The sequence below is a fragment of the Halomonas eurihalina genome (assembly GCF_008274785.1).
In the GTDB taxonomy this organism is placed as follows: domain Bacteria; phylum Pseudomonadota; class Gammaproteobacteria; order Pseudomonadales; family Halomonadaceae; genus Halomonas; species Halomonas eurihalina.
Genome location: NZ_VTPU01000005.1, coordinates 138,944 through 153,705, shown reverse-complemented (window position 1 = coordinate 153,705; position 14,762 = coordinate 138,944). Strand labels below are relative to the sequence as shown.

At 65.3% G+C, this 14,762-nt stretch carries 15 protein-coding genes and 1 riboswitch; of the genes, 8 read left to right on the top strand and 7 right to left on the bottom strand.

What is annotated here, in order from left to right; genetic code table 11:
- Positions 1–60: 60 nt before the first annotated feature.
- Positions 61–966 (top strand): LysR family transcriptional regulator, encoded by a 906-nt coding sequence (locus FZZ93_RS07010; RefSeq protein ID WP_149321613.1) that lies wholly within the window; start codon positions 61–63, stop codon positions 964–966.
- An 11-nt stretch (positions 967–977) separates the two neighbouring features.
- Here the strand turns inward: FZZ93_RS07010 and FZZ93_RS07005 are convergent, their stop codons facing one another.
- Positions 978–1,892, bottom strand: coding sequence for a LysR substrate-binding domain-containing protein (locus FZZ93_RS07005; protein WP_149321612.1), 915 nt, complete (start codon positions 1,890–1,892; stop codon positions 978–980).
- A 202-nt stretch (positions 1,893–2,094) separates the two neighbouring features.
- Between FZZ93_RS07005 and FZZ93_RS07000 the strand changes: the two genes are divergently transcribed.
- The 6 genes from FZZ93_RS07000 (at position 2,095) to FZZ93_RS06975 (ending at position 9,379) form a co-directional block, all read left to right on the top strand.
- A complete protein-coding gene (locus FZZ93_RS07000) occupies positions 2,095–3,348 on the top strand; it encodes a 2-aminoadipate transaminase (RefSeq protein WP_149321611.1) in 1,254 nt (417 codons plus the stop codon).
- Between the two features lie 85 nt (positions 3,349–3,433).
- Entirely contained in the window at positions 3,434–4,789 is a 1,356-nt protein-coding gene (gene hglS, locus FZZ93_RS06995; RefSeq protein ID WP_149321610.1) for a 2-oxoadipate dioxygenase/decarboxylase HglS, read from the top strand.
- A gap of 45 nt (positions 4,790–4,834) precedes the next feature.
- Complete coding sequence (locus FZZ93_RS06990; RefSeq protein ID WP_187774480.1) at positions 4,835–5,908, top strand: proline racemase family protein; 1,074 nt, start codon at positions 4,835–4,837, stop codon at positions 5,906–5,908.
- Between the two features lie 115 nt (positions 5,909–6,023).
- On the top strand, positions 6,024–6,791 hold the full coding sequence (locus tag FZZ93_RS06985; RefSeq protein ID WP_149321608.1) for a sulfite exporter TauE/SafE family protein: 768 nt from the start codon (positions 6,024–6,026) through the stop codon (positions 6,789–6,791).
- 152 nt (positions 6,792–6,943) lie between these two features.
- Entirely contained in the window at positions 6,944–8,374 is a 1,431-nt protein-coding gene (locus FZZ93_RS06980) for a serine hydrolase (RefSeq protein WP_246146135.1), read from the top strand.
- A 129-nt stretch (positions 8,375–8,503) separates the two neighbouring features.
- Entirely contained in the window at positions 8,504–9,379 is an 876-nt protein-coding gene (locus FZZ93_RS06975) for a DMT family transporter (protein WP_149321606.1), read from the top strand.
- 9 nt (positions 9,380–9,388) lie between these two features.
- Here FZZ93_RS06975 and thiE read toward each other — a convergent pair whose 3' ends face one another.
- The 5 genes from thiE to FZZ93_RS06950 all read right to left on the bottom strand — a co-directional run bounded on the left by thiE (position 9,389) and on the right by FZZ93_RS06950 (position 12,888).
- A complete protein-coding gene (gene thiE, locus FZZ93_RS06970) occupies positions 9,389–10,027 on the bottom strand; it encodes a thiamine phosphate synthase (protein WP_149321605.1) in 639 nt (212 codons plus the stop codon).
- The gene (gene thiM / locus FZZ93_RS06965) at positions 10,017–10,823 is read right to left on the bottom strand and encodes a hydroxyethylthiazole kinase (RefSeq protein ID WP_149321604.1); all 807 of its coding nucleotides are present in this window, start codon (positions 10,821–10,823) and stop codon (positions 10,017–10,019) included. The genes thiE and thiM overlap by 11 nt, the downstream gene beginning before the upstream one ends.
- Before the next feature lie 33 nt (positions 10,824–10,856).
- Positions 10,857–10,957: riboswitch (TPP riboswitch) on the bottom strand.
- 74 nt (positions 10,958–11,031) lie between these two features.
- Complete coding sequence (locus FZZ93_RS06960; RefSeq protein WP_149321603.1) at positions 11,032–11,670, bottom strand: peroxiredoxin; 639 nt, start codon at positions 11,668–11,670, stop codon at positions 11,032–11,034.
- Between the two features lie 298 nt (positions 11,671–11,968).
- Positions 11,969–12,472 carry a C40 family peptidase gene (locus FZZ93_RS06955; RefSeq protein WP_149321602.1) on the bottom strand — a complete coding sequence of 168 codons (504 nt, stop codon included), beginning with the start codon at positions 12,470–12,472 and terminating at the stop codon, positions 11,969–11,971.
- A 71-nt stretch (positions 12,473–12,543) separates the two neighbouring features.
- Positions 12,544–12,888, bottom strand: a complete 345-nt coding sequence (locus FZZ93_RS06950) for a hypothetical protein (RefSeq protein ID WP_149321601.1) — start codon at positions 12,886–12,888, stop codon at positions 12,544–12,546.
- A gap of 140 nt (positions 12,889–13,028) precedes the next feature.
- On the opposite strand from FZZ93_RS06950, the gene gloA reads away from it, so the two are divergent.
- Complete coding sequence (gene gloA, locus FZZ93_RS06945; protein WP_149321600.1) at positions 13,029–13,562, top strand: lactoylglutathione lyase; 534 nt, start codon at positions 13,029–13,031, stop codon at positions 13,560–13,562.
- Positions 13,563–13,670: 108 nt separating this feature from the next.
- Here gloA and FZZ93_RS06940 read toward each other — a convergent pair whose 3' ends face one another.
- Positions 13,671–14,756, bottom strand: a complete 1,086-nt coding sequence (locus FZZ93_RS06940) for a metal ABC transporter solute-binding protein, Zn/Mn family (protein ID WP_149321599.1) — start codon at positions 14,754–14,756, stop codon at positions 13,671–13,673.
- Between the last annotated feature and the right edge of the window lie 6 nt (positions 14,757–14,762).

Here is a 14,762-nt window from a genome sequence, read left to right as displayed (position 1 = left end):
AGAAGGGCCACGACGCGGAGCCGCCCATGACAAGGAGTGGTACATGAAGAGGAGAGACGCATGAGCCGTCGCCACCTGCCCACCCTGACCGCCATGCAGTGCTTCGAGGCCTCGGTGCGGCACATGAGCTTCACTCGTGCCGCCGACGAGCTGAACCTGACCCAGAGCGCCGTCAGCAAGCAGGTGGCCCAGCTCGAGTCGGTGCTCGAGCACCCGCTGTTCCGCCGCGTGCGCAAGCGTCTCCAGGTCACCCCCGAGGGCTCGCTGTATCTCACCGAGGTGCGCAAGATCCTGGCGCAGGTGGAGATGTCCACGCGCTACATGCAGTCCTACGGCGGCCAGAGCGAAGTGCTCAATGTCACCACCCTGCCGACCTTCGGGGCGCGCTGGCTGATTCCGCGGCTCAATGGGTTTCGCTTCCGGCATCCACGGGTCTACCTGAACATCGCCAATCGTTCGGAACCCTTCGACCTGGAGGAGGAACGTGTCGATGTCGCCTTCTTCTTCGGCCACGGCGCCTGGCCGCGGGCCGAATGTATCCGGTTGCTCGATGAGGAGATGGTGGCGGTCTGTGCGCCGTCCGCATTGCCTAACGGCGGTATCCAGGAGCCGCTGGCGCTGACACGGCTGGTGCTCCTGCAGAGCGCGACACGGCCCGAGGCCTGGCACGACTGGTTCGAGGCTCAGGACTGCTATACCGAGCACAGCTACCACGGGCCGCGTTTCGATACCTTCTACATGGCCCTGCGTGCGGCCCGGGCCGGTTGCGGCGTGGCCCTGGTGCCGCGTTTCCTGGCCGAGGAGGAGCTACAGGCCGGCCTGCTGACGATTCCCTGGTCGTTCGGCCTGGCCAGCCGGGATGCCTATTACCTGGCCTACCCCGAACACAAGGGAGAGGTTGCCAAGGTGCGTGGCTTCATCGACTGGATACTCGAGCATCGGGATGGCCCCGGAGGGGCTCTCTAAGCAGTGTTTCCCTAACGTGATGTGCCGGCCGGCGTATCCGCCTCGGCACACGCCAGCACATGGGCGACGAAGCGGCGCACCCGGGAGAGTTCGCCGAGGTGCTCCGGGTGCACCAGGTAGTAAGTGTCGGGCCCCTTGAGGACGTGGGACCAGGCGAGGGACAGCCGGCCCTCGGTCAGTTCGGCGTCGACGAAGAAGCGCGGCACCAGGGCAAGTCCGCCGCCGCTCATCGCCGTGCGGATCAGCATCTGGAAGGTCTCGAAGCGCGTGCCGTGATAACTGCGGTCGGTGGTGATGCCCTGATCGGCGAACCAGCGGTGCCAGGCATCGGGGCGGGTAGAGAGATGCAGCAGGCGGCACTCGGCCAGGTCGGCGGCGCTCGTCGGTTGCTGACGGGCCAGGTAGTCGGGTGCGCCGACCGCGACCACCTCCTCGTCGAACAACTTGTGGCACTCCAGGTTTGGCCAGCTGCCATGACCGTGGAAGATGGCCACGTCGATATCCTCCTGATCCAGGTCGAAGGCCTCGACATGGTCGCGAACGCTCAGGTCGATATGCGGATTGGCGTCCAGGAAGTCGGGCAACTGGCGGGCCAGCCAGCGGGCCCCGAAGGTCGGTAGGCTGGCGACTCGCAGCACCTCGCCCTGGCCGCTGTAGGTCATGATGGTATTCGCTGACATCTCGATCTGGGCCAGAATCTTGCGCACCTCGGTGAGATACAGCGAGCCCTCCGGTGTCAGTACCAGGGTGCGGCGCACGCGTCGGAACAGCTTGTGTTGCAGATACGCTTCGAGTTGTGCCACCTGCTTGCTGACCGCGCTCTGGGTGATGCTCAGCTCGTCGGCGGCACGGGTGAAGCTCATGTGCCTCGCGGCCGCCTCGAAGCACTGCATGGTGATGGTCGAGGGCAGGTGACGTGCTGTCATGCCAGGGCTCCGCGTTTCATGGATTCTCATGGGTCATGCTGGAAGGGCGATGCACCGGGCGGGAAGCCGGATAATCGCTGATGTCTTCGATGCTTCAGCATAATGCATGACAACAGGGAATGGATAGCGCGCTTTTTTTCGTTTGAAGCCCGGAACGTGGCTCTGTTCTCATCATGGCCATACGCTCCCACAGGACGACGACATGGACCTCCCGCACATCAGTGACTCGCTCGGCATCGTGCACCCCATCTGCATCGAACGGGGCCGCAACGCCGAGGTCTGGGACGAACAGGGCATGCATTACGTCGACTTCGTCGGTGGTATCGGCGTGCTCAACCTGGGGCATGGCCATCCCGCCGTGGTCGAGGCGGTCAAGGCACAGGTCGGCACCCTGATGCACTCCGCCTTCAATGCCCTGCCGCATCGTGGCTATCTCGAGGTGGCCCGGGCCCTGGATGCCTTCGTGCCGGTGTCGTATCCGTTGTCCTGCATGCTCACCAACAGCGGTGCCGAGGCCACCGAGAACGCTCTCAAGATCGCCCGCGCCGCCACCGGGCGCCAGGGCGTGATCGCCTTCGACGACGGCTTCCATGGCCGCACGCTGGCGGCGTTGAATCTCAACGGTAAGGTCAAGCCCTACAAGAACCGCCTCGGTGCCTTGCCCGGCCCGGTGCATCACTTGCCCTTCCCGAGTCGCGACGGCGGAGTCGATGCCGACACCGCCATGACAGCTCTGGAGCGGCTGTTCGACGTCGAGATACCCGCCGACGAGGTCGCCTGCATCATCGTCGAGCCGGTCCAGGGCGAGGGTGGTTTTCGCCTGCTGTGTGCCGATTTCGCCGTGCGTTTGCGGGCGCTGTGCGAGTCCCACGGTATTCTGCTGATCTTCGACGAGATCCAGTCCGGTTTCGGGCGCACCGGCAAGCGTTTCGCCTTTTCCCACCTGGGTGTCGAACCCGATCTGCTGCTGATGGGCAAGAGCATGGCCGCCGGGCTGCCGCTGGCGGCTGTGGCTGGCAAGGGGGAGATCATGAATGCCCCACCGAAGGGCGGTCTGGGTGGCACCTATTCGGGCAATGCCGTTGCTTGTGCCGCGGCCCGGACGGTGATGGAGGTGATGAGCGAGGATCGCCTGGCCGGCTGGAGCGAGCGCCAGGAGACGATGGTGCGGGAGGCGTATCGTGACTGGCGGGCATCCGGCCGCTATCCGATGCTCGGCGAAATGACCGGCGTGGGCGCCATGCGCGGTATCGTCTTCGAGGATACGCCTGGTGCCACCGGCGCCGAGCATCTGGCGGGCCTGCTGGCTGCCGGCCGCGAGGAGGGCGTGCTGTTGATGCCCAGCGGGCGGCGGCGCAACGTGCTGCGCCTGTTGCCTCCGCTGACCACCGAGCCCGAGGTGCTTGGAGAAGGCCTGGCGAGGCTCGAGAGAGCCTTGGGACGGCTGCAGCCATGATCGCCGGGCCCGGCGGTGCTCTGCACCGTCCTGCGCGACACATCAACCGAATCCATGACGACTGAATATCGAGAGGCATTATCCGATGACGTCCCCCGTTTCCCATCACGAGATCCGTGATCGTTTTTCCAGGGCCATGTCGGCCATGTATCAGGCCGAGGTGCCCCAGTACGAGACCCTGCTCGAACTGGTCGCGGAGGTGAACCGCGAGACTCTGGCGCGCGCCCCCGAGCTGGCCGAGCGGCTCGAGGCCCATGACGAGATGAACCGGCTCGGCGTCGAGCGGCACGGCGCCATTCGCGTCGGTACGGCCGAGGAGCTTGCCATGCTGCGCCGGTTGTTCGCGGTGATGGGCATGTACCCGGTGGGCTATTACGATCTCTCCGAGGCCGGCGTGCCGGTGCATTCCACTGCTTTCCGGCCCATCGACGACGAGGCCCTGGCGCGCAATCCTTTCCGTGTCTTCACTTCGTTACTGCGCCTGGAACTGATCGAGAGCGCCGAGCTGCGCAAGCGCGCCGCCGCTATCCTCGCCAAGCGTGACATCTTCACGACCGGCGCCCGGGAGTTGATCGAGCTCAGCGAGCGGCAGGGCGGGTTGACCGACGAGCAGGCCGACCGCTTCGTGGCCGAGGCGCTGGAAACCTTTCGCTGGCACCATGACGCCACCGTGGATCTGGAGACCTACGAGGCGCTGCATGCCGAGCATCGGTTGATCGCCGACGTGGTCTGCTTCCGCGGGCCGCACATCAATCACCTGACGCCGCGCACCCTGGACATCGACGAAGTGCAGCGCCGCATGCCGGCGGTGGGCATGAATCCCAAGGAGGTCATCGAGGGTCCGCCGCGTCGCGACTGCCCGATCTTGCTGCGCCAGACCAGCTTCAAGGCCCTGGAAGAGCCGACCCGCTTCGCCGGTGAGCAGCAGGGGACCCACACCGCGCGCTTCGGCGAGATCGAGCAGCGTGGCGTGGCGCTGACCGTCGAGGGTCGTGCGCTCTACGACCGGCTGCTCGCCGAATCGCGTCGGCGTACCAATGGGCTGCCCAATGCCGAGCACCAGCGCGTCCTGGCCGAGGTGTTCGCCGGTTTCCCGGACACCGAGGCCGAGTTGCGCCGCCAGGGCCTGGCTTTCTTCGAATATCGGCTGACCGAGGCAGGGCACGAGGCAGGTCCGGTCGCCGAGACCGAGCTGGAGGCGTTGATTGAGCAGGGGCTGGTCAGCGCACGGCCGATCACCTATGAGGATTTCCTGCCGGTCAGCGCGGCTGGCATCTTCCAGTCGAACCTCGGCGGCGGTAGCAATGACGCTTACGCCGGTCATGCCAACCGGGAGGCCTTCGAGGAGGCGCTGGGGGCCGAGGTGACCGATGAGCTGGCTCTTTACGGCGAGCGTGAACGTGCCTCCCGCGAGGCCGTACTGGAAGCGCTCGACGTCTGATCGACTATATTGTCGACAGATGTCGGCATGAGGTCGGAGGCGAGGATGGCCCGGAGCGAGGGACCGGCGAGCAGGATCTCGTTGGATGTGGTGGAGGCACAGGCGGGAGGGGATGTCGGTCGTGTCATCATGGATGGTGTGACCGACCTGCCTGGGAGCACTGTCGTTGGGCGTGCGGAGTTCTTGCAGCATGAGGCCGACGGGCTGAGACGATGCTTCGTATCCCCACCTCACGGTACGCCTTCCCACTGTCTCAACCTGATCGTGCCGCCGTCCGATGCACGGGCCGATGCCGGGCTGATCATCATGGGCCCCATGGGGTATCCGGGGTTCTCGGGATCGAATGCCATGTGTGCCGTGGCCGCCCTGGCCGAAGCGGAGAGACTGCCGACCACGGAGGCGGAACAGCGGCTGGTGCTGGAGACGCCGGCAGGTCTTTCCACGTTGGATATCGGCTGTCGGAATGCGCGAGTGGAAACGGTGACGTATGAGGCCGTGCCGGGGTTCGTCGCGACCGGAGAGCATCGCCTGGAGGTCGAGGGTTGGGGCTCTGTGCCACTCGAGCTGGTATATGGTGGCACTTCCTATGTGATGGTGCGTGGTGCAGAGATAGGCATCGACCCCGCCACGGCCTCCGTCGAGGCGCTTCAACGCTTCTGCGCGGCGCTCTTGGCGAGCCTGGATCCTGCGTGGTGCATCCATCATCCGCTGCTCGGCGACCTGCCGCCTCCCTCCATGATCCTGCTGGCGGGTGCCCCGGAACGATCCCCCATCAAGGGGATGAGCGTGCCTCTTGCCGTTTACATGCATCCCGGCGTGATCTGTCGCGGACCGACGGGCACGGGAACGACGGCCTTGCTTGCCCATCTGATGAAGCGTGGAGAGCTTCCGCCCGGCACGACTGTTCGCACGGTCTCGCCGTTCGGCAATGTCTTTGAAGGGACGTTGCTGGGGAGCGCGAGAATCGGCGATGTCACTGGCGTGAGAACGTCGATCCGGGGACACCCTCGCGTTCTGGCACGTAGTCAGGTCTTTCTGGACGAGGAGGCCTTGTCCTGCGATGTACAAGGCTTCCGGCGGCTATTTGAAGCGCCGCCCGGCGATGGGCGGGTGGGCTGACGCTGCTTTGCGGGCGGGTTATTCCAGCCGTCTTTTGTCGCCTGAAATCTCGAGTGTCCGGCATTCGGGGCCTGGTAAGATGCTCGGCTGATACAGCACTTCTCAAGGATGTGCCATGCCATTGCCGGATAGCCTGTCGCCGCTCGATGGCGGCGTCGAACTCCTGTTGATTCTGCTCTCGACCCTGACCTCCATGATCAGTGCCTCGATGGGTGTCGGCGGAGGGACCCTGCTGATCATGACCATGGCGCAGGTGATGCCTGGGGCGGCATTGATCCCGGTGCATGGCATGGTGCAGCTGGGTTCCAACGGTGGGCGAGCGCTGATGACGCTGCGTCACCTGGCCTGGCCGATCCTGGCGGCCTTTGTGCCGGGTGCACTGGTCGGTGCCCTGGCGGCCAGTTGGATGCTGGTGCGCCTGCCGACCGGCCTGCTGGAGCTGACCATCGCTGGCTTTGTGCTGTTCACTCTCTGGGGGCCAGGGCTGCCCAAGCGAAGCCTGGGTCAGGTTGGCACCGCTGTTGCAGGGGGCATCACGACCTTTCTCTCGAGCCTGGTCGGAGCCAGTGGTCCGATGGTCGCGGCCTTCATCAAGCAGCACGGCGGCTCACGGCAGTCCACCGTGGCCACCTTCGCCGCCTGCATGACGCTACAGCACCTCACCAAGGCTTTCGTGTTTGGCGCCGCCGGCTTCGTGTTCCGTGACTGGCTTTGGCTGATCGCGTTAATGATCGCCTCCGGTGTGGTCGGCACCTGGCTGGGATTGCGGCTGCTGGGGCGGCTTTCCGAGCGGCGTTTCGACGGTCTGTTTCGCTGGGGCCTGACTCTGCTGGCGTTGCGTTTGATCTGGCTGGGGTTGCAGCGACTCGGCGTCATCGGTTGAACCTGACGGCGATGATGATGAGCTATCGAACCAGGGCGGCACGAAAAAGCCGATTTTTGTGGCCTTTTCCCCTGTACAGGACGCTATTGTGGGTCATAATGCGCTTGTGTAGGGAAGCCACAAATATCAGGGGAACACCCATGGGGCTCATAATGACACGGCGATGGTGCCTCGCCCTCATCTTGCTGTTGGCTGTCACGCTGCTGGCGAGCACCGCCCAGGCGCAAAATCCGCGTTATGCCGGTATCGTGATCGATACCGATACCAGCGAGATTCTCTATGCCGAGAATGCCGATGCACCGCGCTATCCGGCTTCTCTGACCAAGATGATGACGCTCTACATGCTGTTCGAGTCGCTCGAGCAGGGCAGCATGACGCCGCAACAGCGGTTGCCAGTGTCATCCACGGCTGCCGCAATGCCGGCCACTAAGCTCTGGCTGAAGCCGGGTGAGAGCATTCCGGTGGAGAAGGCCATTCAAGCCCTGGTCGTTCGTTCCGCCAATGATGTGGCGGTGGTGGTGGCCGAGGCGCTCGGCGGTAGCGAATCGAGCTTCGCACGGATGATGACCTCGCGCGCCCATGAGCTTGGCATGCGCAACACGACGTTCCGCAACGCCTCGGGGCTGCCGGATGATCGGCAGGTCACCACGGCTCGCGATATTGCGCTGCTCGCCCGGCGCCTGATGCTCGATTTCCCCCAGTACTATTCCTACTTCTCCCTGGATCGCTTCACCTGGCGCGGCAAGACCCTGACGGGCCACAATAATCTGCTGGACAGTTATCCGGGAGCCGATGGCCTGAAGACCGGCTTCATCCGGGCCTCCGGCTTCAATGTGGCAACCTCGGCGAAGCGCGGTGGCCGACGCATTCTCTCGGTGGTCATGGGCGGCTATACCGCTGCCTCCCGGGATAAGCACATGGCTAACCTGCTGGACCGTGGGTTCCTTCGTGCCTCGCTGGCCGATGGGCGGGGCTTTCTGGCCAATACCCGGATCACTGATGACCATCTTCTGCCCAATGCTCGGCAGCCGATGTCGCCGCCGTCTGGTCAGATGCTGGCCAGTTCCGGCAATGCCGGGACCGCCAGTACTCCTGGCCCCGCAGCGCAGCCAGTTAGCTCGGCTTCCCGGGACGAAGTCATCGCGGCGGCCGATACCGGCATGGGGTCTGCAACTCCGGCCCCTGAGCCGGTCACGGCTTCTGAACCGGCCGTGATGTCGGAGCCCGCGCCGAGCGCTTCTTCACGGCCGGCCTCCACTGTGTCCGTTGCCTCGGCGACCCCGCGCAATGAGCCCGACCCGATCCGTCGCGTCGCCGATCACCGCGAGGCGGCGGTGCCTGGTGGTTGGGGCGTGCAGGTCGGTGCCTTCAGCGATGCTGACCATGCGCGGCGTCTGGCCGCTCGGGCGGCCGAGCGCTTGACGGCTGAACTCGCCGATGCGCGTGTGGCGGTGCCGCACGTCGCTGAGGTTGGCATCTATCGTGCTCGCCTGGTAGACATGCAGGAAGGCGAGGCGCGAAGCGCCTGTCGGCGTCTGCAGGCACAGGGGATGGACTGTATGGTCGTGCAGGCTGCTCTCTAGGGGTTGTCGCCACCCGTCACAGCCATTAGCTTGATATCTCAACATGCCTCACCCCGCCGCTTCGCCGGTGGGGTGGTTTTTTTGGTTCACCCTTAAAGCCGGGCGGCAGGGCAACTGCAAGGAGGCAAGATGTCATCATCCTTCAAGGGCATCCTGTGCATGTGTGGTGGTGTCCTGTGTCTGGCACTGGGCGATGCCATCACCAAGTGGCTCGGCGAGACGCACTCGCCGCTGCAGATCATCTTCTTTCGCACCCTGGTGTCGCTGCCGCTGATCGCGCTGATTGCCCATTTCAACGGCGGGTTGCGCAAGCTGGCGACGCGCCGTCCGGGGGTTCACCTGCTACGCGGCCTGATCTTCACCGGCACCATGATCTGCTTCATGTGGGGCTTGACCCTACTGCCGCTGGCCGAGACCACCGCCATTGCCTTCGCGGCGCCGTTGTTCGTGAACCTGTTGTCGGTGCCACTGCTTGGCGAGCGGGTCGATCGGACCACGCTGCTGGCCACCATGCTGGGGTTCATCGGCGTACTGGTGGTGGTACGGCCGGGAGGCAGCAGCTTCCAGCCGGCCGCCCTGATCGTGGTCGGGGCGGCGGTCTTCTACGCTCTGATGATGATCACGGCGCGTCGCTATGGCGGCCGCGAGCATCTCTGGGCGATGGTCTTCTATACCACCCTGGTGCCGATGCTGGTGTCGGCGGTGACCCTGCCCTGGGTGTGGCAGATGCCGGCACCCATCCACTGGCCCTTCTTCCTGCTGGCCGGTGTGCTCGGCGTGGGCGCCATGGTCGGACTGACCCTGGCGTTTCGCTATGCGCCGGCGGCACTCGCTGCGCCCTTCGACTACACAGCGTTGCTGTGGGCCGTGCTGCTGGGCTGGTGGCTGTGGGATGAGGTGCCGGACCTGTGGGTGTTCGTCGGCGGCACTTTGATCATCGTCAGTGGCCTGGTCATCGCCTATCACGAGCGGCGCGTTGCCCTGAACCGGCGCCCCTCCGCCTGAGGGGGCGGCTCAGCGCCGAGGAAAGCCCGGGGAGGTGCCCCGGCGAAAGCAGCGGGCCGCGGCTTCCGGGTCCGGCATGCCGCAGATGGCCGAGATCACGGCCAAGCCATCGGCACCGGCGCGACGCACGGCCTCGGCGTGTTCGGCCTTGAGGCCGCCGATGGCTACGGTCGGCAGGGGGCTGGCGCCGGCCAGTTCCGCCAGGCCGTCGAAGCCGAGAGGTTGGGCGTGGTCGCGCTTGCTGGGTGTGGCGAAGACCGGCCCCAGCCCCAGATAGTCGAGCTTGGCGGCATTGATGCGGGTGAGTTGCTCGGGAGTCTGCACCGAGAGGCCAAGGATGGCGTCCGCTCCGAGGGCGGCCCGGGCATCGTCGACTTCGCCGTCGTCCTGGCCGATATGCAGCCCGTCGGCGCCGCTGGCCAGGGCCACTTCCAGTCGGTCATTGATCAGCAGGGGGACGCCGCTGCCCGCGAGGGCGGTCTTCAGGCGTCGCGCCACCGGTACCAGTTCGGCATCGCTGGCGTGCTTGTCGCGTAGCTGTACCAGGGTCACGCCACCGCGCACGGCGGCGACGACGGTTTCCTCCAGGCCACGCTCGGCGCATAGCTCGGGGTCGGTGACCAAGTAGAGGGAAAGGTCAACGCGCATGGGTGATCTCCAGTCGGGCGCGGGCGGTCAGGGTGTCGGTGTCTAGGGCATGCAGGGCATCGAGGAAGGCCACGGCGAAACTGCCTGGCCCCCGGGCGTTTTCTCCGGCGATGCTGCCGGCCACGGTGTAGCCGGCCAGCGCTGCCACGCTGGCCTCGAATGGATCCTCGGCGACGGCCAGGTGAGCGCCCACCACGCCCGTCAAGGCACAGCCCAGGGTGGTGACGCGTGGCATCAGGGCATGCCCGCCGGCCACGCGTGCCAGGCGCTCGCCATCGGTGACGAGGTCGGTTTCGCCGGTGACGGCGATCACGGCGCCGGTGCGGCGGGCCAGGTCCACGGCGGCACGTTCCGCCGCTTCGGTGGTATCGGTGCTGTCGACACCCTGACCACCGCCGCCCTGCTCGGCCAGAGCCATGATTTCCGAGGCATTGCCACGCACCACCGTCGGCGAAAGCGCCAGCAGGCGGGCGCCGGCCTTGCGGCGCAGGATCGTGGCGCCGACTGCTACGGGATCGAGCACCCAGGGCGTGCCGGCCTCATTGGCGGCGCGGGCGGCAGCGTCCATGGCGTCCACCCAGTCGGGCGACAGGGTGCCGATGTTGAGCGTCAGTGCACCGGCCAGGGCGGCGAACTCGTCGACTTCCTCGCGGGCATGGGCCATGGCCGGTGAGGCGCCCAGGGCGAGCAGGACGTTGGCCATGGTGTTCATGGCGACATGATTGGTGATGTTGTGAACCAGCGGGCAGGTCTCGCGCACACGGTTCAGGTGGCGAGCGAGGTCGATGGTGTGCATGGCGCCTCCCGGGCGGCGGGAGGTGCTGGCCTCGGGATGGCCGGCACGACTCCCTCCGCCGGCATTATCCGGGTCAGGTGATGAGGGTGCGTCTCAGCCGGGCGGCATGGCGTCCGGCGCCCCTGTCGTCAGGCCTTCTACTATCCGTGCCCGGTTGGCAGCTGTAAAGAGGCGACGACGAGCCTTGCCGTCGCCGCCGTGCTTTACCTCAGGAGCGCTTGGGCTGCTTGACCAGGCGCAGATAGGGCTTCTGCTCGTCCCAGCCTTCGGGGAAGAGGGTCTTGGCTTCTTCGTTGCTTACGGCGGGCACGATGATGCAGTCATCGCCATCCTGCCAGTTCACCGGAGTGGCCAGCTTGTGCTCGTCGGTGAGCTGCAGGCTGTCGAGCACGCGCAGCACCTCGGCGAAGTTGCGGCCGGTGCTGGCCGGATAGGTGATGGTCAGGCGGACCTTCTTGTTCGGATCGATGATGAAGACGCTACGCACCGTCAGGGTGTCGTTGGCGTTGGGGTGAATCATGCCGTAGAGGTCGCTGACCTTGCGGTCGCCGTCCGCCAGCAGCGGGAAGTTCAGCCCTTGGCCCTGGGTTTCCTGAATGTCGCCGGCCCAGGCTTCATGATCCTCGAGCGGGTCCACGGAAAGGCCGATCGCCTTGGTGTTGCGCTTGTCGAACTCCGGCTTGAGCCGCGAGACTTCGCCGAGCTCGGTGGTGCACACCGGGGTGAAGTCCTTGGGGTGCGAGAACAGGATGACCCAGTTGTCTCCGGCCCACTCGTGGAAATTGATGGTGCCAGCGGTGCTTTCCTGGGTGAAATCTGGCGCGATGTCGCCGAGTTGCAGTGACATGTCAGGCTCCTATCAGTTGAGTTGATGGCATCGAGAGACGGTGCCGGTTCGACGGCATCAAGCATTGCACGATGAAGGTGTCGGTGGAAACAACCGCTGGCCATATGCTCAGTCGAATTTACGCTTAGTGACGAGCTTCGAGCTTCGAGCTTCGAGCTTCGAGCTTCGAGCTTCGAGCTTCGAGCTTCGAGCTTCGAGCTGCAGCTCTGGAGGCGGTTGTCGGGGTTCGGATCTCGCATCTCGCCGCTCGTATGCTTTGGGTTTCGAGCGTCGAGGGCAGGCACGTTTCGTACCGTCCCTAAGGGGCTGGGGCGGCGGCGCCGAGATACCGCTCCCGCCAGTAATCCAGATCCACCGCTGAGGTGGTGACGCGCCGCCCCTGGCCTGGGGCGTGGATCATCTGGCCATGCCCCAGGTAGATGCCGACATGGCTGGCATCACCGCCTCCGGCGGTGTCGAAGAACAGCAGATCCCCCGGCCGGGCCTTGTCGATCGGCGGCAAGTTCTCGAACTGCCGACGGGAAGTCCGGGGCACCTTGATGCCCGCCCGGGCGTAGGCGAGTTGCACCAGCCCCGAGCAGTCCAGCCCTCTCGGGGTGTCCCCGCCGAAACGATAGGGCGTGCCGAGCGTCTGGCGTGCTTCGGCGAGGATCATGGTGCGCTCCATGGAGAGATTGCCATCGTCTCGAGTCGCCAGGTCGGGACCGGCACAGCCGGCCAGCCACAAGAGCGATAGTGCTGCCAGCAGCCATTTCGGTACAAGGGGCACTGCTTGGCGGTGACAAGCGAGTCGTGGTGGCATGCGCGGCTCCATGGCGTGAGGGATCCCTCTCCCGCCTACAGCCTAGCCCGTGATGCCGGCGCTGGCGAGTATCAGCGGAAGGCGATACGCGTGCCATGGGTCAAGCGTTCTTCGGGCGTCATGGCGTGTCCTGGCACGCCGATCATTTCGTCGCCGCACTGGTCGTCCCAGGTCAATACGCCGTGGGTCAGGCCCAGTTCGCCGAGGCGTTCGCGAATCTCGCCGGTGCCCGAATAGGTGCAGGTATGCCCTGCCTTGTCGGTGAGGGTGGAGACGCCGCTGGCATGGTGGAAGCGCACCGTATAAATGCCATCCTGGGATTCCACCTCGACGATGGGCGAGAACCCGTGAGCCAGGGCGTGGGAGAGCTGCTTGTAGGTGATGCGATCACCCGGGGAGAAGTCGGTGGTGGCCATGACGAGCCCCTTCACGTGACGGTCGCTTCTATCAATGTAGAAGCCCGCAGGAAACGCCGCCATCCGGCCGGTGGGGTGGAAATTCCGACGTCTCGCCCCCATGCAGGCATCCTGAGCCCATACGAGCAGAGGAGAACGCCATGAGCTTTCAGGGTGAGCAGTACCCCGGCGTGAAGGCGCCGGCCGCCGAGACCGATGGCTTCCGCCTGAACCACACCATGCTGAGGATCAAGGATCCACAGGCGGCGCTGGACTTCTACTCGCGTGTCTTCGGCATGCAGGTGCTGCGCCGGCTGGATTTCGAGGAGATGCAGTTCTCCCTGTACTTTCTGGCCAAGCTCGAAAAAGGCGATGAGGTGCCGGAAGACAAGGCGCAGCGCAGCGTCTGGACCTTCAGCCAGAAAGGGCTGCTGGAACTGACCCACAACTGGGGAACCGAGGACCAGGCGGATTTCGCCTATCACGACGGTAACGCCGAACCTCAGGGCTTCGGGCACATCTGCTTCTCGGTGCCGGATCTGAAGGCCGCCGAGGCTTGGTTCGATGCCAATGAGGTCGAGTTCATCAAGCGCGCCGACCAGGGCAAGATGCCGGATGTGGTCTTCGTCAAGGACGTGGACGGCTACTGGATCGAGGTGGTCGAGGCCGCGCGGATGGCCGACAAGGGCGACTGAGGCCAAGCGTCGAGAGAGGGGCCGTGGGGCCCAAGCCGGCGCACCTGGACGCCAAAGAGGCCGCCCGAGATCGGGCGGCCGCTTTCGTCGTACGGCTCTGAGTGGGGATTAGTGCTCGTGTTGTGACTCGGGCTCCGATGCACCTTTGGCTTCCGGATCGGCCAGGGCGTCGTGCAGCACGCGAGCGTTGTGGCGCATCATGCCGATATAGGTGCTGGCCTCGCCTTCGGGCGACAGGGCGCCGGAGTAGAGTGTGCCGGCCACCGGGCGGCCGGTTTCCTCGGCGAGCTGGTCGATGATCGCCGGGCTAGTCATGTTCTCGTGGAACAGAGCCTGAACGTTGTTGGCTTCGATCACGTCGATCAATTCGGCCATGTGGGCGGCACTGGGTTCGGTGGCCGTCGTCAGCCCGGCTGGTGACAGGAAGCTGACGCCATAGGCTTTCGAGAAATAGCCGAAGGAATCGTGGCCGGTAATGACGCTGGTGGACTCGGGCAGTGCCGCCATCTGCTCATGGATCTCGGCATCCAGGGCGTCCAGGTCGGCCATATACGCTTGGGCTCGTTGGCGATATTCCTCTTCATGCGCCGGGTCTGCGGCGATCAGGCCGTCGCGGATATTGGCCACGTAGCGCTTGCCGAGCATCGGGTCCAGCCAGGCATGCGGGTCCTGACCGCCGTGATCGTGCCCTGAATGATCGTGTCCATGGCCGTGCCCGCCATGGTCATGCTCGGCGTGATCGTGCCCTGAATGATCGTGGCCATGGTCGTGCCCACCATGGTCATGCTCGGCATGGTCGTGGCCCGAGTGATCATGGCTCTGGCTGTCTTCTCCCTCTTCCTGGGTCGCGATGCCTGCTGTGGCCACGACCTTGGGGCCTTCATAGTCGCCGGCATTCAGCAGGCGTTCCATCCAGCCTTCGAAGTGCATGCCGTTGAACACCACCAGGTCGGCGTGTGCCAGGTTGCGGGCATCGTCGGGGCGAGGTGAGTAGACATGGGCGTCGCCGTCCGGGCCGACCAGGGCGTCGACCTCGACGTATTCACCGCCGACTTGTTCGACCATGTCGGCCAGGATGCTGAAGCTGGCGATGACCTGCACGCGTTCCTCGGCCAGGACGCTCGGCGTGGCCAGCAGAGCGGAGAGGCCGGCGATCAGTGCGGCGTGGCGCTTGAAGGGGATGGTGAATGGCATCGGGAG

What these genes read in the sequence shown, in the direction of transcription:
- FZZ93_RS07010 (WP_149321613.1), top strand. Translation starts at nt 61, where the DNA reads ATGAGCCGTCGCCACCTGCCCACCCTGACCGCCATGCAGTGCTTCGAG.
- FZZ93_RS07005 (WP_149321612.1), bottom strand. Translation starts at nt 1,892, where the DNA reads ATGACAGCACGTCACCTGCCCTCGACCATCACCATGCAGTGCTTCGAG.
- FZZ93_RS07000 (WP_149321611.1), top strand. Translation starts at nt 2,095, where the DNA reads ATGGACCTCCCGCACATCAGTGACTCGCTCGGCATCGTGCACCCCATC.
- hglS (WP_149321610.1), top strand. Translation starts at nt 3,434, where the DNA reads ATGACGTCCCCCGTTTCCCATCACGAGATCCGTGATCGTTTTTCCAGG.
- FZZ93_RS06990 (WP_187774480.1), top strand. Translation starts at nt 4,835, where the DNA reads ATGGCCCGGAGCGAGGGACCGGCGAGCAGGATCTCGTTGGATGTGGTG.
- FZZ93_RS06985 (WP_149321608.1), top strand. Translation starts at nt 6,024, where the DNA reads ATGCCATTGCCGGATAGCCTGTCGCCGCTCGATGGCGGCGTCGAACTC.
- FZZ93_RS06980 (WP_246146135.1), top strand. Translation starts at nt 6,944, where the DNA reads ATGACACGGCGATGGTGCCTCGCCCTCATCTTGCTGTTGGCTGTCACG.
- FZZ93_RS06975 (WP_149321606.1), top strand. Translation starts at nt 8,504, where the DNA reads ATGTCATCATCCTTCAAGGGCATCCTGTGCATGTGTGGTGGTGTCCTG.
- thiE (WP_149321605.1), bottom strand. Translation starts at nt 10,027, where the DNA reads ATGCGCGTTGACCTTTCCCTCTACTTGGTCACCGACCCCGAGCTATGC.
- thiM (WP_149321604.1), bottom strand. Translation starts at nt 10,823, where the DNA reads ATGCACACCATCGACCTCGCTCGCCACCTGAACCGTGTGCGCGAGACC.
- FZZ93_RS06960 (WP_149321603.1), bottom strand. Translation starts at nt 11,670, where the DNA reads ATGTCACTGCAACTCGGCGACATCGCGCCAGATTTCACCCAGGAAAGC.
- FZZ93_RS06955 (WP_149321602.1), bottom strand. Translation starts at nt 12,472, where the DNA reads ATGCCACCACGACTCGCTTGTCACCGCCAAGCAGTGCCCCTTGTACCG.
- FZZ93_RS06950 (WP_149321601.1), bottom strand. Translation starts at nt 12,888, where the DNA reads ATGGCCACCACCGACTTCTCCCCGGGTGATCGCATCACCTACAAGCAG.
- gloA (WP_149321600.1), top strand. Translation starts at nt 13,029, where the DNA reads ATGAGCTTTCAGGGTGAGCAGTACCCCGGCGTGAAGGCGCCGGCCGCC.
- FZZ93_RS06940 (WP_149321599.1), bottom strand. Translation starts at nt 14,756, where the DNA reads ATGCCATTCACCATCCCCTTCAAGCGCCACGCCGCACTGATCGCCGGC.